This window comes from Streptomyces sp. CB02366, from assembly GCF_001905905.1.
Taxonomy (GTDB): domain Bacteria; phylum Actinomycetota; class Actinomycetes; order Streptomycetales; family Streptomycetaceae; genus Streptomyces.
Window position 1 is genome coordinate 140,659 of the sequence record NZ_LIVT01000011.1, and the last position, 25,357, is coordinate 166,015.

General features: G+C 73.2%; 22 protein-coding genes. 8 read left to right on the forward strand and 14 right to left on the reverse strand.

What is annotated here, in order from left to right; translation table 11 throughout:
• Window positions 1–199: 199 nt before the first annotated feature.
• From AMK24_RS25835 to AMK24_RS25845, 3 genes are all read left to right on the forward strand, one after another.
• On the forward strand, window positions 200–790 hold the full coding sequence (locus AMK24_RS25835) for a 50S ribosomal protein L25/general stress protein Ctc (RefSeq protein WP_073771277.1): 591 nt from the start codon (window positions 200–202) through the stop codon (window positions 788–790).
• 143 nt (window positions 791–933) lie between these two features.
• Window positions 934–1,527, forward strand: coding sequence for an aminoacyl-tRNA hydrolase (gene pth, locus AMK24_RS25840; RefSeq protein ID WP_073771278.1), 594 nt, complete (start codon window positions 934–936; stop codon window positions 1,525–1,527).
• 125 nt (window positions 1,528–1,652) lie between these two features.
• The gene (locus AMK24_RS25845; RefSeq protein ID WP_073771279.1) at window positions 1,653–2,123 is read left to right on the forward strand and encodes a hypothetical protein; all 471 of its coding nucleotides are present in this window, start codon (window positions 1,653–1,655) and stop codon (window positions 2,121–2,123) included.
• A gap of 30 nt (window positions 2,124–2,153) precedes the next feature.
• On the opposite strand, the gene ppc is transcribed toward AMK24_RS25845, so the two are convergent.
• Window positions 2,154–4,883 carry a phosphoenolpyruvate carboxylase gene (ppc, locus tag AMK24_RS25850; RefSeq protein ID WP_073771280.1) on the reverse strand — a complete coding sequence of 910 codons (2,730 nt, stop codon included), beginning with the start codon at window positions 4,881–4,883 and terminating at the stop codon, window positions 2,154–2,156.
• A gap of 396 nt (window positions 4,884–5,279) precedes the next feature.
• Between ppc and AMK24_RS25855 the strand changes: the two genes are divergently transcribed.
• From AMK24_RS25855 to AMK24_RS25865, 3 genes are all read left to right on the forward strand, one after another.
• The gene (locus AMK24_RS25855) at window positions 5,280–6,266 is read left to right on the forward strand and encodes an acyl-CoA desaturase (RefSeq protein ID WP_073771281.1); all 987 of its coding nucleotides are present in this window, start codon (window positions 5,280–5,282) and stop codon (window positions 6,264–6,266) included.
• Window positions 6,263–6,949: a TetR/AcrR family transcriptional regulator gene (locus AMK24_RS25860; protein ID WP_073771316.1), complete on the forward strand. Its 687-nt coding sequence runs from the start codon at window positions 6,263–6,265 to the stop codon at window positions 6,947–6,949. The genes AMK24_RS25855 and AMK24_RS25860 overlap by 4 nt, the downstream gene beginning before the upstream one ends.
• Before the next feature lie 112 nt (window positions 6,950–7,061).
• Window positions 7,062–7,664 carry a Uma2 family endonuclease gene (locus AMK24_RS25865; protein ID WP_073771282.1) on the forward strand — a complete coding sequence of 201 codons (603 nt, stop codon included), beginning with the start codon at window positions 7,062–7,064 and terminating at the stop codon, window positions 7,662–7,664.
• A 10-nt stretch (window positions 7,665–7,674) separates the two neighbouring features.
• Here AMK24_RS25865 and AMK24_RS25870 read toward each other — a convergent pair whose 3' ends face one another.
• Window positions 7,675–8,052 (reverse strand): VOC family protein, encoded by a 378-nt coding sequence (locus AMK24_RS25870; RefSeq protein ID WP_073771283.1) that lies wholly within the window; start codon window positions 8,050–8,052, stop codon window positions 7,675–7,677.
• Window positions 8,049–8,861, reverse strand: a complete 813-nt coding sequence (locus AMK24_RS25875) for a trans-aconitate 2-methyltransferase (protein ID WP_073771284.1) — start codon at window positions 8,859–8,861, stop codon at window positions 8,049–8,051. Before AMK24_RS25875 ends, AMK24_RS25870 begins: the two co-directional genes overlap by 4 nt.
• An 88-nt stretch (window positions 8,862–8,949) precedes the next feature.
• Between AMK24_RS25875 and AMK24_RS25880 the strand changes: the two genes are divergently transcribed.
• Window positions 8,950–9,447, forward strand: coding sequence for a MarR family winged helix-turn-helix transcriptional regulator (locus AMK24_RS25880; RefSeq protein ID WP_073771285.1), 498 nt, complete (start codon window positions 8,950–8,952; stop codon window positions 9,445–9,447).
• On the opposite strand, the gene AMK24_RS25885 is transcribed toward AMK24_RS25880, so the two are convergent.
• Complete coding sequence (locus AMK24_RS25885) at window positions 9,403–10,191, reverse strand: LuxR C-terminal-related transcriptional regulator (protein ID WP_073771286.1); 789 nt, start codon at window positions 10,189–10,191, stop codon at window positions 9,403–9,405. The genes AMK24_RS25880 and AMK24_RS25885 overlap by 45 nt on opposite strands.
• A 245-nt stretch (window positions 10,192–10,436) precedes the next feature.
• On the opposite strand from AMK24_RS25885, the gene AMK24_RS25890 reads away from it, so the two are divergent.
• Window positions 10,437–10,877: a GNAT family N-acetyltransferase gene (locus AMK24_RS25890; protein ID WP_073771317.1), complete on the forward strand. Its 441-nt coding sequence runs from the start codon at window positions 10,437–10,439 to the stop codon at window positions 10,875–10,877.
• Between the two features lie 163 nt (window positions 10,878–11,040).
• Here the strand turns inward: AMK24_RS25890 and galK are convergent, their stop codons facing one another.
• From galK to rsmA, 10 genes are all read right to left on the reverse strand, one after another.
• Window positions 11,041–12,264, reverse strand: coding sequence for a galactokinase (gene galK, locus AMK24_RS25895; protein ID WP_079190640.1), 1,224 nt, complete (start codon window positions 12,262–12,264; stop codon window positions 11,041–11,043).
• Entirely contained in the window at window positions 12,261–13,274 is a 1,014-nt protein-coding gene (galE, locus tag AMK24_RS25900; RefSeq protein ID WP_073771287.1) for a UDP-glucose 4-epimerase GalE, read from the reverse strand. Before galE ends, galK begins: the two co-directional genes overlap by 4 nt.
• Window positions 13,271–14,314 carry a galactose-1-phosphate uridylyltransferase gene (galT, locus tag AMK24_RS25905; protein WP_073771288.1) on the reverse strand — a complete coding sequence of 348 codons (1,044 nt, stop codon included), beginning with the start codon at window positions 14,312–14,314 and terminating at the stop codon, window positions 13,271–13,273. Before galT ends, galE begins: the two co-directional genes overlap by 4 nt.
• Before the next feature lie 470 nt (window positions 14,315–14,784).
• Window positions 14,785–15,513 carry a helix-turn-helix transcriptional regulator gene (locus AMK24_RS25910; RefSeq protein ID WP_073771289.1) on the reverse strand — a complete coding sequence of 243 codons (729 nt, stop codon included), beginning with the start codon at window positions 15,511–15,513 and terminating at the stop codon, window positions 14,785–14,787.
• A gap of 264 nt (window positions 15,514–15,777) precedes the next feature.
• Window positions 15,778–17,694 carry an outer membrane protein assembly factor BamB family protein gene (locus AMK24_RS25915; protein WP_073771290.1) on the reverse strand — a complete coding sequence of 639 codons (1,917 nt, stop codon included), beginning with the start codon at window positions 17,692–17,694 and terminating at the stop codon, window positions 15,778–15,780.
• Window positions 17,695–17,773: 79 nt separating this feature from the next.
• Window positions 17,774–19,600, reverse strand: a complete 1,827-nt coding sequence (locus AMK24_RS25920) for an outer membrane protein assembly factor BamB family protein (protein ID WP_073771291.1) — start codon at window positions 19,598–19,600, stop codon at window positions 17,774–17,776.
• Between the two features lie 339 nt (window positions 19,601–19,939).
• Entirely contained in the window at window positions 19,940–21,760 is a 1,821-nt protein-coding gene (locus AMK24_RS25925) for an ABC-F family ATP-binding cassette domain-containing protein (RefSeq protein ID WP_073771292.1), read from the reverse strand.
• Window positions 21,761–22,059: 299 nt separating this feature from the next.
• Window positions 22,060–23,448, reverse strand: a complete 1,389-nt coding sequence (locus AMK24_RS25930) for an acyltransferase family protein (RefSeq protein WP_073771293.1) — start codon at window positions 23,446–23,448, stop codon at window positions 22,060–22,062.
• Window positions 23,449–23,531: 83 nt separating this feature from the next.
• On the reverse strand, window positions 23,532–24,431 hold the full coding sequence (locus tag AMK24_RS25935) for a 4-(cytidine 5'-diphospho)-2-C-methyl-D-erythritol kinase (protein ID WP_073771294.1): 900 nt from the start codon (window positions 24,429–24,431) through the stop codon (window positions 23,532–23,534).
• Window positions 24,428–25,300, reverse strand: a complete 873-nt coding sequence (gene rsmA / locus AMK24_RS25940; protein ID WP_073771295.1) for a 16S rRNA (adenine(1518)-N(6)/adenine(1519)-N(6))-dimethyltransferase RsmA — start codon at window positions 25,298–25,300, stop codon at window positions 24,428–24,430. The genes AMK24_RS25935 and rsmA overlap by 4 nt, the downstream gene beginning before the upstream one ends.
• Between the last annotated feature and the right edge of the window lie 57 nt (window positions 25,301–25,357).

Below are 25,357 nucleotides of genomic sequence, written 5' to 3' on the forward strand. Positions count from 1 at the left end.
GCTGATCGCCCTCCGGTGATCCACTTTGGGCTGCGGCCTCCCCGCCGGGTAGACTCTGCGAGTTGCTCGGCGAGGGAGGCCGTACCTGTGTACGGCGGTCCGTTATCGACGCGCTCTTCGTAGCAGGCCTGTCGTGGGCCGGGTGACCGTTCGTGTTCCGTCTTCCGACGGCCCACCCCATCTGACGAGGAGTGCAACCATGGCTGAGATCAAGCTCGCCAGCGAGGTCCGTACCGAGTTCGGCAAGGGCGCCGCCCGCCGCGTCCGCCGTGCCGACCGGGTTCCCGGTGTCGTCTACGGCCACGGCGCCGAGCCGGTCCACGTCACGCTGCCGGGCCACGAGCTGCTGCTCGCGCTGCGTACGGCCAACGTGCTGATCGGTCTGGAGATCGACGGCAAGGACGCGCTGGTCATCCCGAAGGCCGTGCAGCGCCACCCCCTCAAGGGCACCATCGAGCACGTCGACCTGCTGACCGTGAAGCGCGGCGAGAAGGTCGAGGTCGAGATCGCGGTGCACGCCGAGGGCGACCTGGCGCCGGGCGCCAACCTGCTGGAGTTCGTCCAGAACACGCTGCTGGTCGAGGCCGAGGCCACCCACATCCCCGAGTCCGTCACGGTCTCCGTCGCGGGCCTGGACGCCGGTGACTCGATCCTCGCCAAGGACATCGCGCTGCCCAAGGGTTCCGTGCTGGCCGGCGACGAGGACGCCATCGTGATCCAGGTCGTCGCCGCGCAGGCCGAGGAGCCGGCCGCGGGCGAGGCCGCCGAGGGCGAGAGCACCGAGGCCTGAGCCTCGTCCCCCTCCGTCGCGCCGGCTCCGGCCGCGTGACGTGTTCCACCTGCTTGACTGACGGGGTGGTGGTTCCCTGCGGGGAGCCGCCGCCCCGTTCGCCTGCCGTCCCGCTTGTACGCGTATGAGGAGACCGAGCGCTGATGTCCGACGCCACCGACCCCTGGCTCATCGTGGGGCTGGGCAATCCCGGCCCCGATTACGCGGCGAACCGGCACAACGTCGGGTTCATGGCCGTCGATCTGCTGGCCGAGCGGATCGGCGGGAAGTTCAAGCGGGCGCAGAAGGCGCAGGCGCAGGTGGTGGAGGGGCGGATCGGTCCGCCGGGTCCGGCGAGCCGGCGGGTGGTGCTGGTGAAGCCGATGTCGTACATGAACCTGTCCGGCGGGCCGGTGGCGGCGTTGCGGGACTTCTACAAGGTGCCGTTGGACCATGTGGTGGCGGTCCACGACGAGTTGGACGTGGAGTACGGGTCGCTGCGGTTGAAGCTGGGCGGCGGGGACAACGGGCACAACGGGCTGAAGTCGATGACGAAGGCGATGGGCCCGGACTACCACCGGGTGCGGTTCGGGATCGGGCGGCCGCCGGGGCGGATGCAGGTGGCGGACTTCGTGTTGAAGGACTTCTCGTCGGCGGAGCGCAAGGAGTTGGCGTTCCTGGTGGACCGGTCGGCGGACGCGGTGGAGTGCCTGCTGGCGGAGGGGCTGGAGCGGGCGCAGAGCGCGTACAACTCCTGAGGTCCCGCTCCCGGTACGGCGCCGGGGCGGGCGTCGGGCACAACTCCTGACATTCCTGGTGCTGGTGGGGCGTTTTCCGGTCGTGGGTTGACCGGGGGTGCGGGTCTGGCCAAGGATCGGCCCCCATGAAACGGAGCTCTTCCCGCCGTGCGGCGGTCGCGGGGCGGCGGGTGGCCATGGGGGCGGTCGTCCTGGTGCTGCTGGTGGCGGGTGCGTGGTCGTCGTGGAACACCGCGCACCACATCGTTCTGGCCCAGGGCCGGGAGCACGGGATCGTGACGGTGACGGGGTGCGGCGAGGACGCGTGCACCGGTTCGTTCGAGCCGGACGCGGCGTCGCGGGAGCGGGCACGGGTGTCCGTGGACCGTTCGGTGGCGGCGCGGGTGGGGGACCGTTTCCCGGTGGTGGTGAAGCCCGGTTCCGATGCGGTGGTCCGCACGGGGGCGCCGGGCTTTCTGCATGCCTGGGTGCCGTTGGGCGGGGCGATGCTGCTGGCGGCGTGCGTGATCGGCGGGGGGTTGCGGATGGCGCGTACGGCGTGGGGTGTGGGACTGGCGGGGGCGGCCCTGCTGGTGGCGACGTTCGTCGCGCTGTAGCGGGGCCGCCCCTGGGACCGGCGCCGGTGGTCAGCCGGTGTTGCGGAGTCCTGCCGCGACGCCGTTGACGGTGAGCAGCAGGGCGCGGGCGAGCAGCGGGTCGGGCTCCTCGCCGCGCTCGGCGGCCTGGCGCTGGCGGGCGAGCAGGGAGACCTGGAGGTAGGAGATCGGGTCCAGGTAGGCGTCGCGGATGGAGAAGGTCTGCTGGAGCACCGGGTTGGTGTCGAGCAGCTTCTCGCCGCCGGTGATGCGCAGGATTTCGCTCACGGTGAGGGCGTGTTCGACCTCGATGGCGTCGAAGACGTGCTTGAGCTCGTCGGGGACGAGGGTGTCGACGTAGTGGCGGGCGATGCGCAGGTCGGTCTTGGCGAGGGTCATCTCGACGTTGGAGATGAAGTTGCGGAAGAAGTGCCAGTGCTCGTGCATCTCGTCGAGGACGGTGTCGAGTCCGGCTTCGCGCAGGGCCTTGAGGCCGGAGCCGACGCCGTACCAGCCGGGGACGATCTGGCGGGACTGGGTCCAGCCGAAGACCCACGGGATGGCGCGGAGGCCGTCGAGGGAGACGCCCGAGCCGGGGCGGCGGGAGGGCCGCGAACCGAGGTGCAGGTCGGCGAGCTGGTCCACCGGGGTGGAGGCGAGGAAGTAGGCGGGCAGGTCGGGGTCCTCGACGAGCTTGCGGTAGGCGCCGTGGGCGGCGTCGGAGACGGTGTCCATGGCCGCGTCCCAGCGGGCGAGGGCTTCGTCGGACTGGCGGGGCGCGGTGTGCAGGGCGGATGCCTGGAGGGTGGCCGCGACGGTCAGTTCCAGGTTCTCGCGGGCGAGGGCGGGGATGAGGTACTTGTCGGAGATGACCTCGCCCTGTTCGGTCACCTTGATCTCGCCCTCCAGGGTGCCCCAGGGCTGGGCGAGGATCGCGTCGTGGGAGGGGCCGCCGCCGCGGCCGACGGTGCCGCCGCGGCCGTGGAAGAGGCGCAGGCGCACGCCGTAGCGGTGGGCGACGTCGCGGAGGCGTCGCTGGGCGCGGTGGATCTCCCACTGCGAGGTGGTGATGCCGCCGAACTTGGAGGAGTCGCTGTAGCCGAGCATGACCTCCTGGACGTCGCCGCGCAGGGAGACGAGGCGGCGGTAGGAGGGGTCGGCGAGCATCTCGTCGAGGATGACGTCGGCGGCCTTGAGCTCGTCGGTGGTCTCCAGGAGCGGGACGATGCCGATCTCGGCCCAGCCGGCGTGGAGGTCGAGGAGCCCGGCCTCGCGGGCGAGGACGGCGGCGGCGAAGACGTCGTCGGCGCCCTGGCACATGGAGATGATGTAGGACTCGATGACTTCGGGGCCGAAGCGCTCGAAGGCTTCCTTGATGGTGTGGAAGACGCCGAGGGTCTTCTGGCCGGCCGCGTCGAGGGGGGCGGGGGTGGGGGCGAGGGGCCGGCGGGAGCGGAGTTCCTTGGCGAGGAGCTTCTGCCGGTACTCGCGGGGCATGTCGGCGTAGCGCCAGGACTCCTCGCCGAGCCGGTCGAAGAGCTGGCCGAGGGCGTGGTGGTGGGCGTCGGCGTGTTCGCGTACGTCCATGGTGGCGAGCTGGAGGCCGAAGGCGGCGAGGGTGCGGATGGTGCGGTCCATCCGGCCGTCGGCGAAGAGGCCGCCGCGGTGCTCGCGCAGGGAGGTCTGGATGAGTTCGAGGTCGGCGATGAGTTCGGCGGTGCCGAGGTAGTCGCAGCCGGGGCGGTGGGGGGTGCCCTCGGCGAGGCGTTCGCGGGTGTTGACGAGCTTCTGCCGGATGCAGGTGGCCTTGAGGCGGTAGGGCTCCTCGGCGTTGAGCCGCTTGTAGCGGGGGCTGATGCCGGGGAGGCGTTCCAGGTCGGCCTGGAGGGAGGCGAGGAGTTCCTCGGTGGCTCCGGCGTAGCGGATGGAGTTGGAGAGGAGGCCGCGGAGGTGGTCGATCATCTCCAGGGCGTCGGTGATGCCGTGTTCGTGCTGGAGGATCAGGATGTCCCAGGTGACGGCGGGGGTGACGTTGGGGTTGCCGTCGCGGTCGCCGCCGATCCAGGTGCCGAAGGTGAGGGGGCGGGTGCCGGCGGGGAGTTCGACGCCGACGCGCTCCAGTTCGGCGGCGAGGTCCTCCAGGACGTCTCCGACGGCGCCCGCGTGGAGTTCGTCGAGGTAGTAGATGGCGTTGCGGGCCTCGTCGGCGGGCTCCGGGCGGACGACGCGGAGTTCGTCGGTCTGCCAGATGAGGTCGATGTTCTCGGCGAGGCGGAGGTCGAGGCGGCGGCGGTCGGCCTCGATGACCGGGGTGTCCAGCAGTTCGGCGATGCGGCGCAGCTTGTTGAGGACGGAGCGGCGGGCGGCCTCGGTGGGGTGGGCGGTGAAGACGGGCCGGACGTTGAGGTTCTTGACCGTCGCGCGCAGGTGCTCGGGGTCGGCGTCCTTGAGGCGGTCGGCGGTGCGGGCCAGGAGGCCGCCCTCGGCGGAGCGGCGGTCGCGCATCTCGTGGGCGCGGTGGACCTGCTCGGTGACGTTGGCGAGGTGGAAGTAGGTGGAGAAGGCGCGCACGAGCTGTGCGGCGGTCTCCAGGTCGGTGTCGCCGAGGAGTTCGGCGGCGGCTTCGCCGTCGGTGCGGGTCAGGGCGCGGACCCGTTCGACGAGGTCGAGGAGTTCCTGTCCCTCCTGGCGTACGAGGGTTTCGCCGAGGAGGTCGCCGAGGCGGCGGATGTCGGCGCGCAGCGCGGGGCTGGCGGCAGGGGTCTGGTCGGCACTGCTCACAGTGTGCGGCTCCTTGCAGTGAATGAGGAGGTGCGTTCGCTTCGCCGTCCCCCGGAAAGCGGCCGTGGGGCGGGTGGCGGGGTCCGGGGCCCTGCGGCTGGCAGCGGTGCTGTCGCCACGCCCCGACGAGCGGGTGCGGACCGCGCTGTCCGACCCTCCCAAGGATAGGTGTCGTCGCAGACGGCGTGTCCGGTGCCCCGAGGGGTCGCGGCGGCCGCCGGGGACGAACCCGGGCGGGTGTCCCCTACCCCGGTGGCGGGTGGACTACCGCGGGTGACGGGTGGGACCGGCCTCTCGTGTCGTGGTGCCCGTCACTGCCATACTTACCAAGCCGTAGGTTACGGAACCGTAGCCACGGCCGTCCGTGCCTTTCCCCTCACCCCCCGAGGTATCCCTGTGCCGAGTACTCCCCATGCGATCGACGTGGCCGAGCCGTCCGAGGCGGTGGCCGCCCCGCTGCCCCCCGCCACGCTGGGCGGCGACAAGAAGCGGTCGATCGAGCAGTTCGCGCTGCTGGCGTTCATCGTGGTGCCGTTCGTGGCGCTGGTCGCGGCGGTGCCGCTGGCGTGGGGATGGGGGGTGAGCTGGCTGGACGTGGGTCTGCTGGTGGCGATGTACTTCATCGGCTGCCACGGGATCACGATCGGTTTCCACCGGTACTTCACGCACGGCTCGTTCAAGGCGAAGCGGCCGTTGCGGATCGCGTTGGCCGTGATGGGGTCGCTGGCGGTGGAGGGGCCGGTGGTGCGGTGGGTGGCCGATCACCGCAAGCACCACCGGTTCTCGGACGCGGAGGGCGACCCGCATTCGCCGTGGCGGTTCGGGGAGAGCCTGCCGGCGCTGATGAAGGGCCTGTGGTGGGCGCACATCGGATGGATGTTCGACGAGGAGCAGACGTCGCAGCAGAAGTACGCCCCCGACCTGATCAAGGACCCGGCGATCCGGGCGGTCTCGCGCCACTTCATGACGTTCACGATCGTGTCGCTGGCGATCCCGCCGCTGGTGGGCGGTCTGGTGACGATGTCGTGGTGGGGTGCGGCGACCGCGTTCTTCTGGGGTTCGCTGGTGCGGGTCGCGCTGCTGCACCACGTGACGTGGTCGATCAACTCGATCTGCCACGCGGTGGGCAAGCGGCCCTTCAAGTCGCGTGACCGGTCGGGGAACGTGTGGTGGCTGGCGGTCCTGTCGTGCGGCGAGTCGTGGCACAACCTGCACCACGCGGATCCCACGAGCGCCCGCCACGGGGTGATGCGGGGCCAGATCGACTCCAGCGCGCGGCTGATCCGGTGGTTCGAGATGCTGGGCTGGGCCCATGACGTGCGGTGGCCGGACGCCGCGCGTATCGACTCCCGGCGCACGCGCGTACCGGCCGACGCGGCATGATTGACGACGTGGCGACCGACTCCAGTACGAACAGCGGGCAGAGCAGGACCTCCCCCTCTCGGCGGGCCCGTCGGGTCCGGATGACGGGGAAGGAGCGCCGCGAGCAGTTGCTGGACATCGGGCGGACCCTGTTCGCCGACAAGGGCTTCGAGGGCACGTCGGTGGAGGAGATCGCGGCGCGCGCCGGGGTGTCCAAGCCGGTGGTGTACGAGCACTTCGGCGGCAAGGAGGGCCTGTACGCGGTGGTGGTCGACCGGGAGATGCGCCGGTTGCTGGACATGGTGACCGGGGCGCTCACGGCGGGTCATCCGCGGGAGCTGCTGGAGCAGGCGGCGTTCGCGCTGCTGGACTACATCGAGTCGTACACGGACGGTTTCCGGATCTTGGTGCGGGATTCGCCGGTGGCGCAGTCGACGGGCACGTTCGCGTCGCTGATCAGCGACATCGCCACGCAGGTGGAGGACATCCTGGGCCTGGAGTTCAAGGCGCGGGGTTTCGATCCGAAGCTGGCCCCGCTGTACGCCCAGGCGCTGGTGGGGATGGTGGCGCTGACCGGCCAGTGGTGGCTGGACGTGCGCAAGCCGAAGAAGGCCGAGGTCGCCGCCCATCTGGTGAATCTGTGCTGGCACGGGCTGGAGAACCTGGAGGCGAAGCCGCGGCTGATAGGGCACCGGAAAAGCTGATCGCGGCTGATCGCGCAACCGTTCCGCACGTCGTCACCCGTGGTGATGACGGGGGCGGATTCCCCGCCGTAGTGTGGTCGGGAGGGCAGAGGATTCGTCCATGGGAGGAACCATGACCGCCGAGCCGACCACCGCGCACAGTTCCCGCTGGCCGGTGCCCCCGCAGGACGGATACACCGTGGACGACCTGTTCACGCTGCCCGATCTCCCGCCGCACACCGAGCTGATCGACGGGAGCCTGGTTTTCGTGAGTCCGCAGCGAGACTTTCACAGCACGATGATCGACCTGCTGGTGATGGGGCTGCGCACTACGGCGCCGCCGGAGGTGAAGGTCCGCCGGGAGATGACCGTGGTGCTGGACCGGCGCAACGGGCCGGAGCCCGATGTCTCCGTCATCCGCAGCGAGGCGGTCACCGGGCCGGACGTGACCCGGTACCAGGCCGCCGACGTCCTCCTCGCCGTCGAGGTCGTCTCCCCCGACTCCGAGGCCCGCGACCGTGAGGCCAAGCCGCACAAGTACGCGACCGCCGGCATCCCGCACTTCTGGCTGGTGGAGATGACCGGCACCGACCAGCACCCCGTGGTGCGGGTCTACGAGCTGGACCCGGTGACGAAGGCGTACGCGCTGACCGGGATCCATCACGACCGGCTGAAGACGGGGGTGCCGTTCCCGGTGGACATCGACGTGTCGGCGGAGGCGCTGAAGGAGCTGTAGGGCGGGGCGGTCACGCGTCCGGCTCCAGGAACTCCAGGCGGTTGCCGACCGGGTCGTGGGTGTGGAAGCGGCGGTGGCCGGGGAGGCTGCCGTCCCAGGCGACCTCGGCCCCGTGGGACTCCAGGCGGGCGGCGTACGCCTCGATGCCGGTGACGCGCAGGCCCGGGTGGGCCTTCTTCGCGGGGCGGAAGTCCTGTTCGACGCCGAGGTGGAGCTGGACCGGGCCGGCGGCGAACCAGCAGCCGCCGCGGGCGGCGAGCACCGGGGGCTTGGGGATCTCGGTCATGCCGAGGGCGCCGGTGTAGAAGGCGCGCAGCACGTCCTCGGAGCCGGGCGGGGCGGCGAGCTGGACGTGGTCGACGGCGACGAGGCCGGCGGGGGCGGTCATGGCTGGTCCTTCCGGGCGACGGCGAAGATGCGGCGGAACGGGAAGACCGTGCCGTGCGGGCCGGGCGGATACGCCTCGCGCAGCAGGTCGCGGTAGGCGGCGACGAACGCCTCGCGCGCTTCGGGGTCGTCGGCGAGGGCGGTGAGGACGGGGCGCAGGGCGGTTCCCTTGACCCAGTCGAGGACCGCGTCGTCGCCGTGCAGGGTCTGGAGGTAGGTGGTCTCCCAGACGTCGGCCGCGCACCCGAGATCCTGCAGGCGGGTGAGGTAGTCGGCGGGTTCCAGGACGGCGGCGGTGCGGTCGCCGACGCCGTGGAGCAGGGGGCGCCAGCGGTCGGACGTACGGAGGCCGGCCAGGAGGGTGTGGCTGGGGGCGGTGAAGTTGCCGGGCACCTGGAAGGCGAGGACGCCGCCGGGGGCGAGGGCGTCGATCCAGCGGGGGAAGCGGCCGGCGTGGCCGGGGATCCACTGGAGTGCGGCGGTGGAGACGATCAGGTCGTACGTCTCGGCGGGCTCCCAGGTCGCGACGTCGGCCTCGGCGAAGTCGAGGAGCGGGGGCCGGGCGTGGGCGGCGGCCTCGGCGAGCATCTCGCGCGAGGTGTCGTAGCCGGTGATCCGGGCCCGGGGCCAGCGGTCGGCGAGGAGGGCGGTGACGTTGCCCGCGCCGCAGCCGAGGTCGGCGATGCGCGGCGCCGGGCGGCCGGGGAGGTCCCCGACGCGGGCGAGGAGGTCGTGGAAGGGGCGGGTGCGGTGGTCCGCGTGGCGCAGGTACTGCTGCGGGTCCCAGGCGGGCCGGTCGGATGCGGTCATGGGAGGAGGATCCCGCCGACTATCTCTTGATGTCAAGACACTTGACTTCAAGAGACTTCATGTCGAGGGACCAACTACACTGATCGTCATGGAGGACGAGGTCGACCGACTGGTCGCTGCATGGCGCCGCGAGCGCCCCGACCTCGACGTGGAACCGCTCGAGGTGCTCAGCCGCGTCTCCCGCCTGGCACGCCACCTCGACCGGGCCCGCCGCATCGCCTTCGCCGAGCACAACCTGGAGCCGTGGGAGTTCGACGTGCTGACGTCGCTGCGCCGGGCCGGCGCCCCCTACCAGCTCTCCCCCGGGCAGCTCCTCACCCAGACGCTGGTCACCTCGGGCACGATGACCAACCGCATCGACCGGCTGACCAAGAAGAACCTCGTCGAGCGGCTGCCCGACCCCAGCGACCGGCGCGGCGTCCTCGTCCGCCTCACCGCCGAGGGGCGCGACAAGGCCGACCAGTCACTGGCCGGTCTCCTCGCCCAGGAGCGCGCCATCCTCAGTGAGCTGTCCCGCGCCCAGCGCGGCGAACTGGCTGGGCTACTGCGCCAGTTGACCGCCCCGTTCGACAACATTCCCACCTAGCGGGCCGGTCGCCTCCTCGACGGGCCCGACGCCCGCCCGGCGGGCCAGGGCCACCGCGGCCAGCGTCGAGTGCACCCCGAGCTTGCCCAGCACGTTCTGCATGTGGGTGCGCACCGTGTGCGGGGACAGGAACAGCCGCTCCGCGACGGCCTTGCGGCCGAGCCCCGCCACCATGCAGCGCAGCACCTCCCGCTCCCGGGGCGTCAGCGACGCCACCAGCCGCTCGCTCTCGGTGCGGTGCTTGCGGGCGGCGGTCAGCTCCCGCAGGACGCCGGTGAGCAGGGCGGGCGGCAGATGCGTCTCGTCCCGCAGCACTCCTCGGATCACCGCCAGCAGCCGTTGCAGCGAGCAGTCCTTGGCCACCCAGCCCGAGGCCCCCGCCTGGAGCGCCCGCGCGGCGGTGCGCGGATCGTCCTTCTCCGCGAGCACCACCGATCGCACGCCGGGCCGGCCGGCGCGGACCCCGGCGACCAGCGCGATGCCGTCGGCGGCCGCCGCCTCCTCCTCCCGCCGGGGCCCGGGCACGGGCGGTGCGCCGTCGGCGGTCCGGGCGCCCAGCTCGGCGTCGACCAGCAGCACGTCGTAGCCGCGCCCCTCGGCGGACGCGCGCTCCAGGGCGCGCAGCGCGGCCGGGCCGCTGCCCGCCGCGGAGACGTCGACGTCCGGCTCGGCCGCGAGGGCCGCCGCGAGCGACTCGGCGAAGATGCGGTGGTCGTCGACCACCAGAACCCGGATACGCGCCACAGGACCCCCATCGGAGGGGGAGGACGACCGCGGGTACGGCGTCCGGGGCCTCACTGCGGCCTGCCGCGCCGACGGCCGCCGCCGCCGAACCGCCTGCCACCCTGCCCCGGACGCCGCACCCGGCTCTCTCGCTCCCCTGAATCGGCACCGGCCCCCACCGGTGCTGAGGATCAGCGTACGGGCGGGGGCCATGGGGGGAAGGAGATTCGACGAACTGGTTACCTCAGGTGTTTAGGGTGTGTTTCATGTTCCGTTTTGTGACAGAAATAGACAAAGAACGTCGCATTCTGCTGAGCGGGCGTCTGCACAAGGACAACGTCGCGGCTTCGGCCGGTCTGCGTGCGCTGTTGTCCACCTCCGCCGAGCACGAAGTGCCGCTGGAGGTGTGGGCGTTGGACGGGTACGGGGCTCTGGTCGGCGGACTGTCCGGGCGGACCTGGGCGTACTGGCTGCACGTCGATCTGCTCTGGGTGGACGCCCCTCACCGGGGCTCGGGCCTCGGCGGACGGCTGCTCGGCGAGGCCGAACGCACCGCCCGCACCGAGCGCGGCTGCACCCGGTCGCGACTGGAGACCTGGGACTTCCAGGCCCCCGGCTTCTACCGCAAGCAGGGGTACGAGGAGATCGGCCGGGTCGCCGACTACCCGCCGGGCGTCACCGAGTTCATCCTGGCCAAGGAGTTGTGAGGGCGGTGCCGGGCCCTTCGGGGGCTCCGGCCCTTCGGCGGCGCCGGGCCCTCGCGGCAGGCAGGAGAGGCGGGGGCAGGAGAGCGGAGGGCCGCGAGGGCGCGGTCCGTCCGGCACGCACGCTCCCGGCCCCGCGCCCGCCGCGCCCGGGCCGCCCCGCGTCTCAGCGCAGCCGCCGCGCCCCCGCCGACGGAACGGCGTCGAAGATCCCCGGGGCGGCGTGGCCGGCCGCCGCGAACGCCTCGACGACGGCCCCGGCCACCGCGTCGGCGACCGCCTCCTCCACCAGGACGACCGCCGAGCCGCCGAAGCCGCCGCCGGTCATCCGCGCGCCCAGCGCCCCGGCCTCGTTCGCCGCCTCGACCACCAGGTCCAGTTCGGGGCAGGAGACCCGCAGGTCGTCGCGGAGCGAGAGATGGCCCTCGTTCAGGAGGGGGCCCGCAGCGCGGACGTCGCCCGCGTCGAGCAGGGCGATGACCTGCTCGACACGGCGGTTGTCGCCGACGACATGGCGTACGTAGCGGATCACGGACTCGTCCGCCCCGGCGTCGGCCAGCGTGGTGAGCGCCGTGGCGAGGTCCTCGTAGGGCAGGTCGCGCAGCATCGGCAGGCCGAGCAGCCGGGCGCCCTCCTCGCAGCCGGCCCGGCGCTCCGCGTACGCCCCGTCGCCCAGCGCGTGTTTGACGCGGGTGTCCACGACCAGCAGCGTCAGCCCCTGCGCGGCCGGGTCGAAGGGGACCTGGCGCAGCGAGAGATCGCGGGTGTCCAAGTGGAGGGCGTGGCCCTCGGTGCAGCACGCCGAGGCCATCTGGTCCATGATCCCGCAGGGCACGCCGACGAAGTCGTTCTCGGCGCGGCGGCCGGTGACGGCGATCTGGGCCGGGCTCAGGCCCAGCTCGAAGAGGTCGTTCAGGGCCAGCGCGGTGACGGTCTCCAGGGCGGCGGACGAGGAGAGCCCGGCGCCCGTGGGAACGGTGGAGGTCAGCGCGATGTCCGCCCCGGTGACGGGATGCCCGGCCTCGCGCAGTGCCCAGAGCACCCCGGCGGGGTAGGCGGCCCAGCCGTGGCCGGAGTGCGGGGCCAGCTCGTCCACCCGGAGGGAGACGACGCCGCCGGGGACGTCGGAGGAGTACAGCCGCAGGACGCCGTCGTCGCGGCGGGAGACGGCGGCGCGGGCGGTGTGCGGGAGAGCGAACGGCATGACGAAGCCGTCGTTGAAGTCGGTGTACTCCCCGATGAGGTTCACCCGTCCGGGGGCGGCCCAGATGCCGTCGGGCTCGCGCCCGTACAGCTCGGCGAAGGTGGCCGCGGGGTCGGTCCCGGACGGTTCCCCGGCGGCGTCGGACGGCGCCGCGGCGGTCGCGGTCGGCTCGGCGGTCGCGGTCATGGGGCGGTGGTGTCCTCTCGGCGGGCGAACTGCCAGGCGTCGGCGACGATTCCGGCCAGGTCGGCGCGGGAGGGCCGCCAGCCGAGGCGCTCGGCGGCGGTGGCGGCGGAGGCGACGAGGACGGCCGGGTCGCCGCCGCGGCGGGGGGCGGGGGTCTCGGGCACGGGGTGGCCGGTGACCTTGCGGACGGTCTCGATGACCTCGCGGACCGAGAAGCCGTTGCCGTTGCCGAGGTTGCAGATCAGGTGCTCGCCGGGGGCCGCGGCGGCGAGGGCCAGGAGGTGGGCTTCGGCGAGGTCGGCGACGTGGATGTAGTCGCGGACGCAGGTGCCGTCCGGGGTCGGGTAGTCGTCGCCGTAGACGGAGATCGACTCACGCTGCCCCAGGGCGACTTGGAGGACCAGCGGGATGAGGTGGGACTCGGGGGCGTGGCGTTCGCCGCAACTGCCGTAGGCCCCGGCCACGTTGAAGTAGCGCAGAGAGACGGCGGCCAGTCCGTGGGCGGTGGCCTCGCCGCCGATCATGTGGTCGACGGCGAGCTTGGACGCGCCGTAGGGGCTGGTGGGGGCGGTGGGGGCGGTCTCGGTGATGGGGCTGGAGACCGGTTCGCCGTAGGTGGCGGCGGTGGAGGAGAAGACGAGGGTGCGTACGCCGTGTTCGCGCATGGCGGCGAGGAGGGCGGTGGTGCCCCCGACGTTGTTGACCCAGTACTTCTCCGGGGCGGCGACGGACTCGCCCACCTGGGAGAAGGCGGCGAAGTGCAGGACGCCGTCGTAGGAGGGGTCCAGGTGGCGGGCGGCGTCCTGGATGCGGCCCTCGACGAACGCGGCTCCGGCCGGGACGCCCTCGCGGAACCCGGTGGAGAGGTCGTCGAGGACGGTCACCTCGTGGCCCGCCTCCAGCAGGTGCTGGGCGACGACGCTGCCCACGTATCCGGCGCCGCCGGTGACCAGGTACTTCTTGGGGTCACCGGCGCCCTGGGCGTCGCGGACGTTCCGGGGGTTGCTCACTGGCTCGCTACCTCTCGCAGTCGCTCGGCCGCGGCCTCCGGCGGCACGTCGTTGATGAACACGCTCATGCCGGACTCGGACCCCGCGAGGAACTTCAGCTTGCCCGAGGTGCGGCGAATGGTGAAAAGCTCCAGGTGCAGGGCGAAACCGTCCCGGCCGGGAGCCCCGAACGGCGCCTGGTGCCAGGCGGAGATGTAGGGGGTCGGCGGCTCGCCGGGCCCGAAGATCCGGTCGAAGCGCCTCAGGAGCTCCAGGTAGACCCGGGGGAACTCCGTCCGCGCGCCCTCGTCCAGCTCCCGCAGGTCGGGGACGCGGCGGCGGGGGTGGAGGTGGACCTCGTAGGGCCAGTGCGCCGCGTAGGGGACGAAGGCGATCCAGTGGCCGGTGGCGAGGACGACGCGTGATCCGTCCTTCTCCTCGCGGGCGACCAGGTCGTCGAAGAGGTTGCCGCCGGTCTCCTCGTGGTGGCGGGCGGCGTTGCGGAGCATCAGCTCGGTGCGCGGCGTGACGAAGGGGTAGCCGTAGATCTGGCCGTGCGGGTGGCCGAGGGTGACGCCGATCTCGGCGCCCCGGTTCTCGAAGCAGAAGACCTGGGCGACCTGGTCGAGGGCGGCGAGGGCGGCCGTGCGGTCGGTCCAGGCGGCGAGGACGAGCGCGGCCTGCTCCTCGGTGAGGTCCGCGAAGGACGCCTCGTGGTCGGAGGTGAAGCAGACGACCTCGCAGCGGCCGGAGTCGCCGGCGAGGGAGGGGAAACGGTTCTCGAAGACCGCGACGTCGTAGTGGTCGTCGGGGATCTCGCTGTGCCTCCCGTCCCGGGTGGGGCAGAGCGGGCAGGCGTCGGCCGGCGGGTGGTAGGTGCGGGCCTGGCGGTGCGAGGCGATGGCGACGGCGTCACCGAGCAGCGGGTCGCGGCGGATCTCGGACGAGGTCGAGACGGCGTCCAGGGGGCGCTGGTCCACGGCCTCGCGGACGGCGTCGTCCGCGGCGTCGTAGTAGATCAGCTCACGGCCGTCCGCGAGGGTCGTCACCGTCTTCTTCACCAGAGTCCTCCACCGGCTCCTCCCAACACAACCGAACACAACAAACCATAAACGCACACCTCCGTCAACGGGTCGGTGATCACGCACGCTCGACGGCCGAGCGGACGTGATCGACGGGGGGCGCGAGGGCCGACCGCTTCCGGGGCTACCGGGGCGGGATCACCGGCATCCGGGCCGGAGCCCGGGGCGCCGGCTCTCTCCCGGCGCTCGTCGGGCCCGTCGCCGGAACGAACTCCGGACTCCGGCCCGGACCGGCCCGGACCGCACCGGAACGGACCCCACGCCCCGGCGCGGACCGTCCCGTCCTGGAGCGGACCCGGCGCGGACCGTCCCGTCCCGGCGCGGACCCGGCGCGAACCGTCCCGTCCCGGCGCGGACCCGACGCCCCGGGCCCGCTCCGGCCCCTCCCGGCGCGGACCCGACGCGGACCGTCCCATCCCGGCGCACCGCCGCTCATCCGGGGGCGGGCGTCACCCGTCGTGTCGGGGGGCGTACGGCCCCGGCCGCGCGCCGCCGGCCGCCGCCGCTTCCGCGTGCGCCGCGGCGCGCTCCAGCAGCCCCGTACGGGCGGCGAGGGCGGCCGCCTCCAACCGGGAGCCGACCCCGAGCTTCATCAGGACCCGCTGGACATGGGTGCGGGCGGTGCTCGGGGCGATGTCCATGCCGGCCGCGATCAGCCGGGTGCCCTCGCCCTCGGCGACCCGCACCAGGACCTCCGCCTCGCGCGGGGTGAGCATCCTCAGCAGCCGCCGCCCCTCGTCGTCGGGCTGGGCCGACGGGTTGAGCAGCTCGGCGAAGGCCCCCCGCAGCAGCTGCGGGGCGATGGCGCTCTCCCCCGCCCGCGCCTTGAGCATGGCCCGCTCGACGCCCTCGATCCGCTCGTCGTGCCGGACGTATCCCACGGCCCCGGCCGCGAACGCGGCGGCGATCCCGCGCGGGCTGGGCACCGGTCCGAGGACCACCACCGCCACCTGCGGGCGCTCCCGGCCGATGCGGGCGATCGGGTCGAAGACCCCGGGATCGGCGGGCGAAGCCGTACCGAACAGGCAGACCTCCGGGGCCCGGCCGACCACGAGCTCCGCCGCTTTGGACGTCGGCGCGGCCGCGGCGAGCACCCGGTGCCCGCGCAGTTTCAGCGCCGAGGCGAGTGCCTCGGCGAGCAGACGGTGATCGTCGACCACCATGAGCCGCACGCCCATCGGTTCTCTCCCCCACAGCCCCTGTACGCCCGGCCCCCGGACTCCTGACCCGGCAAGGTACACGCTTGTTCGACGGTGCGCGGCCCCAACGGGACAGAAGCCTCCGGAAGTGCCGGATTCTGCGCGGTCCGGGGCTGACCGGCCGACTGCCGGTGACCGGTTCGATGGCGGAAACGATCGGCCCCGCCGGTCGGACGAACGGCCGGCGGGGCCTGGGTACTGCTCGGTCCGGCGCTCAGCAAGGGCGCCCGGCGCGTGCGGTGGTCACTCGGCGCGGTAGGCGACGACGAGGTAGACCTTCTCGTCGGGGTTGACGGTGCTGGGCTTGTGGACCGACTTGGCCGCCATGTAGAACCGGCCGTCCGAGTAGATGAGTTCGGCCGAGTCGAGGGAGAACCGCTTCTCCGCCGTCCGGACGGCCTCGTCGCTCGGGTTCTCCATCAGCTGGGTCTGCTTGAAGGTCTCGCCGTCGATGGAGACGACCTGGCCGCCCTTGTCGTACGGGCTCTCCTTGTAGGCGATGACGCTGGTTCCGTCCTTCCGGAGCGGAGTCAGGGTGTGGCGGTCGCCCGCGTCCGCCCGGCCGCCGAGGAGCTTGCCGGTGGCCAGGTCGAAGGCGACGATCTCGTTGGTGTCGCCGTACTCGCTGGTGCCGTCGTGGCGCTCGGTCGGCAGGTAGAGCCGGTTGTTGGTGACGACCATGTGCCGGCACCGCTCGACCTCGGTGGAGGCGCAGCGTGCCGCGTACTTCTCCGCGTCGGCGGGGATGCGGACGATCAGCTTCCCGGTCGCCGCGTCGATCGAGAAGAAGTCGGAGATGCCGCTGCCGTCGCCGGCGGTGTCGCCGACGTCGGCCGCGACCACCAGCGGCTTGGTGGAGACGATGGAGGCGTAGTCGACGCCCGCGGGCATCTGGAACGAGGACAGCGGGGCGCCGGTCGTCGGGTTCAGCGCCTGCACGGTGAGCTGCGGGGCGTCGCTCGTGCCGCACCTGCGGACCACGGCGAGGGCTTCACCGCCCGCGTATCCGCCGTCGTAGCAGCCGTCCGCGCCGACCTTCGGCTTCCACAGCTCGGCGCCGGTGTCCAGCTTGAAGGCGGCGCCGCCCGAGGTGCCGGCCGCGGCGACGGTGGTCCCGCTGAGGGTGACCTCGTCGAAGCGGATCTGCTCGTCGCCGCCGGTGGCGGAGGTGACGCCCTTGCTCCACAGGAGCTTGCCGGCGGCCAGGTCGATCACGCCGACCTGGTTGCAGGAGGGGTACTTGTTCTCCTTGGAGGCCTTCGCCTCCTGGAAGACGATGGCCGTCTTGTAGTCCTCGCTCATGTGCCGGGAGGCGGTGCAGACCTCACCGGCCAGCGGGAAGGACCAGAGCTTGGTGCCCTTGTCGCGGTCGTAGCCGTTGATCTCGGCGATGCCGGACTTCACGTACGCCTTGTCCGTGAGCCAGGAGCCCTCGACCGTGGTGATGTCGGTGACGACCGGCTGCGGGAACTGGAAGGCGACCTTGGACTTGGTGTTGGCGGGCGCCTTCTCGTCGCCGCCGGCCAGACCGCCGCCCTCGCCGCCCTTGCCGCCGGTGGAGCCGGACGAGGACGCCTCGCCCTTGCCGCCCTTGTCGTCGCCGCCGGTGGCGGAGTAGACGATTCCGGCACCGATGATCAGCACCACCGCGACGGCGGCGGCGACGATGATCTGCATCTGGGTGGAGAACTTCTTGCCGCCGCCGGCCGGCTGCGGCGCCCCGTACTGCGGCTGCATCGGCTGGGTCGGGTAGCCGTACCCCTGCTGGGGCGTCCCCGGTTGGCCGGGCTGTCCGGCGGGTCCCTGCGGGTAGCCGTATCCGGGCTGCGCGGCCTGCGGGTAGCCGTAGCCGTTGGGCTGCGGTGCGGGCGGGGTCGGGTAGCCGCCGGACGGCGGGGGCTGCGGGGCGCCGTAGCCTCCCGCGGGCACGGTCGGAGGCTGCGGGGGCGGCCCGGCCGGGGGCTGGGGCTGTCCGGCGGGCGGCTGCTGCGGCTGCTTGCCGAAGGGGTCGGCGGGCGGCGGGGACGGCTGGCCGAACCCTCCCGGCGGGGGGTCCTGCGGCGCGCCGAAGCCGCCGGCGGGCGGCGCCGGGGGCGTGTTCGGGGCTCCCGGGGGCGTGTTCGGCGGATCGTTGGGCGGCTGCTGCGGGGGCTGGGTCATGACGTGCGTACCTCTGGGGACGAGTGGGCGTGGGGGCGCGTGGGGCCGTGGAGCTGCGTCCGGCTGCCGTGCCGGGCGGTCACTTGGAGAACACCAGCAGCGTCGACTGCTCCAGCTCCTCCTTGTCGTTGCCCGCGCTCACCCGCGTGCTGAAGACGAAGGAGCGTTCCTCCCGGTAGACGACCTTGGAGGAGAAGAACCCGTTCTCGATCCGGCCGGCCGACTCGGGGTGCTGGAGCAGCGTCTTGGGGGCGCCGCCGCTCGGCGGGAGCGTCACGATGCCGCCGGCCTTGTCGTAGGTGGGCCGCATGTAGAGCACCAGGTCGCCGCCTTCCATACCCAGCGGCTTCAGGACGCGCTCGGCGGGGGCGGGCGCGTCCCATTTGGGCTTCCCGGTGTCCAGGTCGAAGGCGATGACCTTGTTCGTCCGCGCGGTGCCGCTGGTGTCGTCCTTGGTCGCCATGTAGAAGGTGTCGGCGTCGGCGGCGACGCCGCTGCACCCTTCGAGCTTCTCACCGAAGATCGCGAAGCTGCTCCCGCAGTCGGCGGTGAGCGTGTCGCCCTTGGCGGGCGCGAGCTGGGAGCGGAGCTTGCCCCCGTCGGTGAGCGCGGCGATGGCCCACTGCTTCTTCTCCTCGTGGTCGAGCCGGACCACGAGCGGGGTGACCGAGTAGACCTTGCTGACCTCCCAGCCGCGCGGCGGCTGGTAGGTCCACTTGGGCTTGCCCGTGGCCGGGTCCAGTTCCTGGACCTGGTGCTGCGGGTTGTCGACGTCGTCCGTGCGGCAACTGGCCGCGGCGATCAGCTTCGGTCCGCCGGCGAAGGCGAAGGGCTTGCAGTTGCCCGACGGGTTGCCGAACAGCTCCTTGCCGTCGCTGACCCGGTAGGCGTTGGAGTTGCTGGTGCGTCCCACGGTGACGGTGTCGCCGCTGATGGCCAGGCCGATGTCCGACAGGAAGTCCCAGGTGCCGTTCTTCTTGACCGACTTCTTCCAGCCGGGCTTGCCGGTGTTGAGGTCGATCATCTGGAGGACGGAGCAGTTGGCCTTGTCCGTGGTGCCGTCCTTCACGCCGATGACGATCTTGCCGTCGGCGGTCGGGGAGTTGGGCGCGGCGCACACGTCGGCGGGGAGCGGAACGGTCCACTTCCGCTTGCCGTCGGCGACCGAGTAGCCGGAGACCCCGCGGTACATGGCCTTGGCGACCACGTCGCCGGCGAACCAGGGGCCGTACACGGAGGCGCCGTTGCGCGGCAGGTCCACGTCGTTCTTCTGGAGCCAGGCGACCTTCGCCTCGCCGGGCTTGCGCCCGGCGTTGAGGTCGTCGTTCGCCTCGCGGCCGTCACCGCTGCCGTCGCCCTCGTCGACGGTCGGCGACGCGCTGGGGGCCTTGGGGTCGTTGCTGGTGGTGGCCACGGGCTTCTTGTCCTCGTCGCCGCCGTCGCCCACGAGGAACCAGGTGCCCGCACCGGCCGCCAGGACCACGGCGAGCGCCGCCGCGACCACGATGCCGGTCCTGCCCTTGAGGAACCCGCCGCCGGAGCCCGGCCCGCCGGGCGCGGGGGCGCCGGGGTACTGCTGCGTCGGGTAGCCGTAGCCGCCCTGGGGCTGCTGGCCGTACGGACCGGGGGCCGGCTGGCCGTACGGGCCCGGCTGCTGGCCGTAGGGCCCGGGCTGCTGGCCGTAGGGGCCGGGGGCCTGACCGTACGGGCCGGGGGCCTGGCCGGGGGGCGCCGGGGGCTGCTGCGGGTAACCGTAGGCCGGCGCACCGGACGGGGGTGTCTGCGGCGGGCCGGCCGGGGGCTGTGCGGGCGGCGGGCCCTGGGGCGGCTGAGGAGCTCCGTACGGCGGCTCCTGCGGAGCCCCGAAGCCTCCCTGCGGCGGTTGCTGGCTGGGCGGCTGGCTCATATCAGCACGTCCCCCTTCGTGCGGCCCGGTGCGCGATCCGGTCTCCCCCGCATTCCCAAGAGGGTCAATCCCTCTCGGAAAGGAGCGAATCGGGCATGGCTTCCGCGGTGTTACGACAGTCGGGCGGGGCTTCTTTCTACCACTCGCCAACCGCCGGGAGCCGGTTCGGGCCAGCCGCTGTTCCCAAGGGAGAACCGCCTCGTGATGCCCTCGTTACGCCCTGGCCGGAGGTGACGGCCGGTCACCCGGGGCGAGCGCCGTCCGGCGCCCCGTCCCGGCCGTGCCGTCGGCGCCCGTGGAGCCCGGGCGCCGGGGCGGGGCCCCGGCGGGGCGCCCCCGTCAGGCGTCCTCGGCCAGTTCCAGCCAGCGCATCTCCAGCTCGTCGCGCTCGGTGACCAGTTCACGCAGTTCGGCGTCGAGCTTGGCGACCTTCTCGAAGTCGGTGGCGTTCTCCGCGATCTGCTGGTGCAGCGTGGTCTCACGGGTGGAGAGCTTGTCGAGCTGCCGCTCGACCTTCTGCAGCTCCTTCTTCGCGGCGCGGGACGCCTGGGCCGAGACCGCGGGGGCGGCGGAGGAGGGGGCCGAGGGCGTACGGGGTGCGGCGGCGGAGGGGGTGGTCTCCTCCTCCATCCTCTGCCGGCGCTCCAGGTACTCGTCGATACCGCGCGGCAGCATCCGCAGGGAGCGGTCGCCCAGGAGCGCCATGACCCGGTCGGTGGTCCGCTCGATGAAGAACCGGTCGTGGGAGATCACGATCATCGAACCGGGCCAGCCGTCGAGGAGGTCCTCCAGCTGGGTCAGGGTCTCGATGTCGAGGTCGTTGGTGGGCTCGTCGAGGAAGAGGACGTTGGGCTCGTCCATCAGCAGCCGCAGGATCTGCAGGCGGCGGCGCTCACCGCCGGAGAGGTCGCCCACGGGCGTCCACTGCTTCTCCTTGGTGAAGCCGAACTGCTCGCAGAGCTGTCCGGCCGTCATCTCGCGGCCCTTGCCGAGATCGACCCGGTCGCGGATCTGCTGGACGGCCTCCAGAACGCGCAGGTTCGGGTTCAGCTCGTGGACCTCCTGGGAGAGGTAGGCGAGCCTGACGGTCTTGCCGACGACGATCTTCCCGGCGGCGGGCTGCTCCTCGCCCTGGGTGCGGGCGGCCTCGGCCAGGGCGCGCAGCAGCGAGGTCTTGCCCGCACCGTTGACGCCGACGAGGCCGATGCGGTCGCCGGGGCCGAGCTGCCAGGTGAGGTGGGTGAGGAGGGTCTTGGGCCCGGCCTGGACGGTCACGTCCTCCAGGTCGAAGACGGTCTTGCCGAGGCGGGCGTTGGCGAACTTCATCAGCTCGCTGGTGTCGCGCGGCGGCGGCACGTCGGCGATCAGCTCGTTGGCGGCCTCGATGCGGTAGCGCGGCTTGGAGGTGCGGGCGGGGGCGCCCCGGCGCAGCCAGGCCAGCTCCTTGCGCATGAGGTTCTGCCGCTTGGACTCCTCGGTGGCGGCGATGCGCTCGCGCTCGGCGCGGGCGAAGACGTAGTCGCTGTAGCCGCCCTCGTACTCGTGGACCGTGCCGCGCTGGACGTCCCACATGCGGGTGCAGACCTGGTCGAGGAACCAGCGGTCGTGGGTGACGCAGACGAGGGCGGAGCGGCGGGCGCGCAGGTGGCCGGCCAGCCAGGAGATGCCTTCGACGTCGAGGTGGTTGGTGGGCTCGTCCAGGACGATCAGGTCCTGCTCGTCGATGAGCAGCTTCGCCAGGGCGATCCGGCGGCGCTCGCCGCCGGAGAGGGGGGCGATGACGGTGTCGAGGCCGTGTTCGAAGCCGGGGAGGGCGAGGCCGCCGAAGAGGCCGGTGAGCACGTCGCGGATCTTGGCGCTGCCCGCCCACTCGTGGTCGGCGAGGTCGCCGATGACCTCCTGCCGGATGGTCTTCTCCGGGTCGAGGGAGTCGTGCTGGGTGAGGACGCCGAGACGCAGCCCGCCGTTGTGCGTGACGCGTCCGGTGTCCGCCTCCTCCAGCTTGGCGAGCATCCGGATGAGGGTGGTCTTGCCGTCGCCGTTGCGGCCCACGACGCCGATCCGGTCGCCCTCGGACACCCCGAGGGATACGCCGTCGAGCAGGGCACGGGTGCCGTACACCTTGCTGACCTGCTCGACATTGACCAGATTGACGGCCATTTCACTCCTGTCCCGGGGGCCCCTGCGGTAAGGGCCGCTTCGCCGTACCAGGGTAGTCGCCGCGCGGAGCGCGTCGGCGTGCCGCGATCGGCTGCGGGGAGAAGCCCCAGGTGGGGGCGGGGAAGACATCCGGGGCGGAATGGCCCCGCGCCGGCCGTCCGGCCACCCGGCGCGGGGCCCCTGGGCCGTGGGCGCCACCGCTCCCGGAGTTCCGTACGGCTCCCCGTACGTACCGGAAGTCGCCCGGGAACCGCGGGGGCGGCCGTGCGCACGACGGTCTGCCCCGAGGCCGCCGACGCCTACCGCGCGCCCCGGCCGCGCCCCGCGCGCTCCACCAGCAGCCAGCCGCCCAGGGTCATCGCGACCGCGGCCGGTGCGCTGACCGGGATCGCGATCAGCAGGGCCGTGCGACCGTCCAGCAGACCGTTGAAACCGACCATGGACAGGCCCAGCACGCCGAGCAGGCAGAGCGTCGCGCCGAGGGCGGCGAGCGGGCCGGCCCCGGGGGCCCCGGACGCGGCGAGGGGGCCGCGGCCCGTTCCCGGGGCCGAGGGGGCCGGGCGTTCGAAGGTGCGGAAGACGGCGACGAGAGCGGCGGTGAGGGCCGCCGCGCAGGCGATCCGCAGCGGGACCTGGGCCCACCAGGCGGCCGACGCGGGCTCGGGCAGCGGCACGTCGAGGGCCAGCAGCGCCCCGTACACCCCGAACATCGCCGTGAGGTGCCAGAGGAAGGCGGTCATCGCCACGCCGTTGGCCGCCACCACCGTGCGCCAGACGCGCGGGCGCTCCAGCAGGCGGGCCGCCGGGGCGCGGAGCAGCTCGACCGCGCCGACCAGCCAGAGGCCGTGGGCCAGCAGGGCGAGGGTGGGCAGGGCCATGTTGCTGACCTTCTCGCCGGGCATCCCGACCATGGACAGCGGGTACGGCCCGAACGCCACCAGCGCGCAGGCGGCGGCCAGCCCCGCCCCGGCGAGGAGCGCGGGGCGGCGGAGGCGGCCGTCGGCGCGCAGGAAGCCGAGCTGGTGGACGGCCAGCCAGACGAAGGCGAAGTTGAGGAACTCGACGTACGGGGCCCCGGCCGCGAAGCGCAGGACGTCCACCGCCGCCGCCGCACCGGCCAGCCCGGCGAAGGCGCCCCAGCCGTACCGCTCGTGCAGCCGCAGCAGGGGCGGGGTGAAGGCCACCATCGCCAGGTAGATCCCGATGAACCAGAGCGGCTGGGTCACCATGCGCAGGGTCACGCCGGTCAGGCCGCCGCCCCCGCCGAGGAGTTGGACGAGCAGCGCCGCCGCGCCCCAGACGAGGACGAAGACGGTGGTGGGGCGCAGCAGCCGCTGGAGCCTCGCGCGGAGGAAGGCGGAGTAGACCGAGCCCTCCGAGCCCTTGGAACCGTCGGGGCCGCCGGGCCCTTCGGGGCCGCCGGGGCGCTTGCGGAGCAGGGAGCGGTAGGACAGCGCGTGGGAGAAGCCGCCGACGAAGAAGAACACCGGCATGACCTGGAGCAGCCAGGTCAGCGGCTGGAGGGCGGGGACGACGGCGAGCAGGTTGCCGACCCCGTCCGGGGTGACGGCGGCCATCAGCCAGTGGCCGAGCACGACCGCGGCGAGCGAGGCGACCCGGAGGAGGTCGACGTAGCGGTCCCGGGTGGCGGGCGTCGCCCCGACCAGTTCGCGAACACGTGATCCCATGGACGTACGGTCGCGCGGGCCGGGCGGGGCCCGGCAGCGCGACCGTACTCAGATCCGGGGTGAGTACGGCCGCGCGCCGGGGGTCAGACGAGGTGGGCGCCCGGCGCGGGCGAGACGGCCACGCGGGCGTTGCGGCAGGTCCCGGACGCCGTCAGCGCTGCCGCGACCTTCTCGGCCGTCCCCTCGTCCGCGACCAGGAACGCCGTCGTCGGCCCGGAGCCAGAGACCAGGGCCGCCAGGGCGCCCGCCGCCGTGCCCGCCGCCAGGGTGTCGGCGAGGGAGGGGCGCAGGGAGAGCGCGGCGGGCTGGAGGTCGTTGCCCAGGGCCGCCGCGAGCGCCCCGGAGTCGCCGGAGCGCAGGGCGGCGAGCAGGGCGGGGGACGCGGTCGGCTCGGGGACCTCGGCGCCGGCGGTGAGGCGGTCGAACTCCCCGTAGACGGCGGGGGTGGAGAGACCGCCGTCGGCCACCGCGAAGACCCAGTGGAAGGTCCCGCCGACCTCGACCGGGGTCAGCTTCTCGCCGCGTCCGGTGCCGAGCGCGGCCCCGCCGACCAGGCTGAAGGGCACATCGCTGCCCAGTTCCGCGCAGATCGCGAGGAGTTCGTCGCGGCTCGCGCCGGTCCCCCACAGGGCGTCGCAGGCGACCAGGGCGGCGGCCCCGTCCGCGCTGCCGCCGGCCATCCCGCCCGCGACCGGGATGTCCTTGGCGATGTGCAGGTGGACGGCGGGCGCGAGGCCGTACCGCTCGGCCAGCGCGAGCGCGGCGCGGGCGGCGAGGTTGGTGGAGTCCAGCGGGACCCGGGCGGCGTCCGGGCCGGAGCAGGTGATGCGCAGTTCGTCGGCGGGGGCGGCGGTGACCTCGTCGTAGAGGCCGACGGCGAGGAAGACGTTGGCCAGGTCGTGGAAGCCGTCGGGGCGGGCGGCGCCCACGGCGAGCTGGGCGTTGACCTTGGCGGGGACGCGGACGGTGACGGCGGTGCTCATGCCGCCACCTCCGGCTTGTTCTCCGCGATCGCCGCGAACTCCTCCACCGTCAGCGATTCGCCGCGCGCCTGCGGGGAGACGCCGGCGGCGGTGAGCGCGGCCTCGGCGGCGGGGGCGGAGCCGGCCCAGCCGGCCAGGGCCGCGCGCAGCGTCTTGCGGCGCTGGGCGAAGGCGGCGTCCACCACCGCGAAGACCTCGGCGCGGGAGGCGGTGGTGGCGATGGGCTCGGTGCGCCGGACCAGGGAGACGAGACCGGAGTCGACGTTGGGGGCGGGCCAGAAGACGGTGCGGCCGATGGACCCGGCGCGCTTGACGTCCGCGTACCAGTTGGCCTTCACCGAGGGCACGCCGTACACCTTGTTGCCGGGGCGGGCGGCGAGCCGGTCGGCGACCTCGGCCTGGACCATGACGAGGGTCCGCTCGATGCTGGGGAAGCGCTCCAGCATGGTGAGCAGGACGGGCACGGCCACGTTGTACGGGAGGTTCGCGACGAGCGCGGTGGGCGCGGGGCCGGGCAGCTCCGTGACCAGCATCGCGTCGGAGTGGACCAGGGCGAAGCGGTCGGCGCGCTCCGGCATCCGGGCCCGGACGGTGGCGGGCAGCGCGGCGGCGAGCACCTCGTCGATCTCGACGGCCGTCACCCGGTCCGCCGCCTCCAGCAGCGCCAGGGTCAGCGAGCCGAGCCCGGGGCCGACCTCGACGACGGTGTCGTCCGGGCGGACCTCGGCCGTGCGCACGATGCGGCGGACGGTGTTGGCGTCGATGACGAAGTTCTGACCGCGCTGCTTGGTGGGGCGTACGCCCAGCTTCGCGGCCAGGTCGCGGATGTCTGCGGGGCCCAGGAGGGCGTCGGGCTCAGTGCTGCTCACCCGGTAAGCGTACGGCGGTGGGGCCGGGGCCCGCCCCCGCCGCCCGCCCCGGCCCGC

Bases quoted from the DNA above. Each gene is read 5' to 3' on its own strand.
- AMK24_RS25835 (WP_073771277.1), top strand. From the start codon at position 200: ATGGCTGAGATCAAGCTCGCCAGCGAGGTCCGTACCGAGTTCGGCAAG.
- pth (WP_073771278.1), top strand. From the start codon at position 934: ATGTCCGACGCCACCGACCCCTGGCTCATCGTGGGGCTGGGCAATCCC.
- AMK24_RS25845 (WP_073771279.1), top strand. From the start codon at position 1,653: ATGAAACGGAGCTCTTCCCGCCGTGCGGCGGTCGCGGGGCGGCGGGTG.
- AMK24_RS25860 (WP_073771316.1), top strand. From the start codon at position 6,263: ATGATTGACGACGTGGCGACCGACTCCAGTACGAACAGCGGGCAGAGC.
- AMK24_RS25865 (WP_073771282.1), top strand. From the start codon at position 7,062: ATGACCGCCGAGCCGACCACCGCGCACAGTTCCCGCTGGCCGGTGCCC.
- AMK24_RS25870 (WP_073771283.1), bottom strand. From the start codon at position 8,052: ATGACCGCCCCCGCCGGCCTCGTCGCCGTCGACCACGTCCAGCTCGCC.
- AMK24_RS25875 (WP_073771284.1), bottom strand. From the start codon at position 8,861: ATGACCGCATCCGACCGGCCCGCCTGGGACCCGCAGCAGTACCTGCGC.
- AMK24_RS25880 (WP_073771285.1), top strand. From the start codon at position 8,950: ATGGAGGACGAGGTCGACCGACTGGTCGCTGCATGGCGCCGCGAGCGC.
- AMK24_RS25890 (WP_073771317.1), top strand. From the start codon at position 10,437: ATGTTCCGTTTTGTGACAGAAATAGACAAAGAACGTCGCATTCTGCTG.
- galK (WP_079190640.1), bottom strand. From the start codon at position 12,264: ATGACCGCGACCGCCGAGCCGACCGCGACCGCCGCGGCGCCGTCCGAC.
- AMK24_RS25910 (WP_073771289.1), bottom strand. From the start codon at position 15,513: ATGGGCGTGCGGCTCATGGTGGTCGACGATCACCGTCTGCTCGCCGAG.
- AMK24_RS25915 (WP_073771290.1), bottom strand. From the start codon at position 17,694: ATGACCCAGCCCCCGCAGCAGCCGCCCAACGATCCGCCGAACACGCCC.
- AMK24_RS25920 (WP_073771291.1), bottom strand. From the start codon at position 19,600: ATGAGCCAGCCGCCCAGCCAGCAACCGCCGCAGGGAGGCTTCGGGGCT.
- AMK24_RS25925 (WP_073771292.1), bottom strand. From the start codon at position 21,760: ATGGCCGTCAATCTGGTCAATGTCGAGCAGGTCAGCAAGGTGTACGGC.
- AMK24_RS25930 (WP_073771293.1), bottom strand. From the start codon at position 23,448: ATGGGATCACGTGTTCGCGAACTGGTCGGGGCGACGCCCGCCACCCGG.
- AMK24_RS25935 (WP_073771294.1), bottom strand. From the start codon at position 24,431: ATGAGCACCGCCGTCACCGTCCGCGTCCCCGCCAAGGTCAACGCCCAG.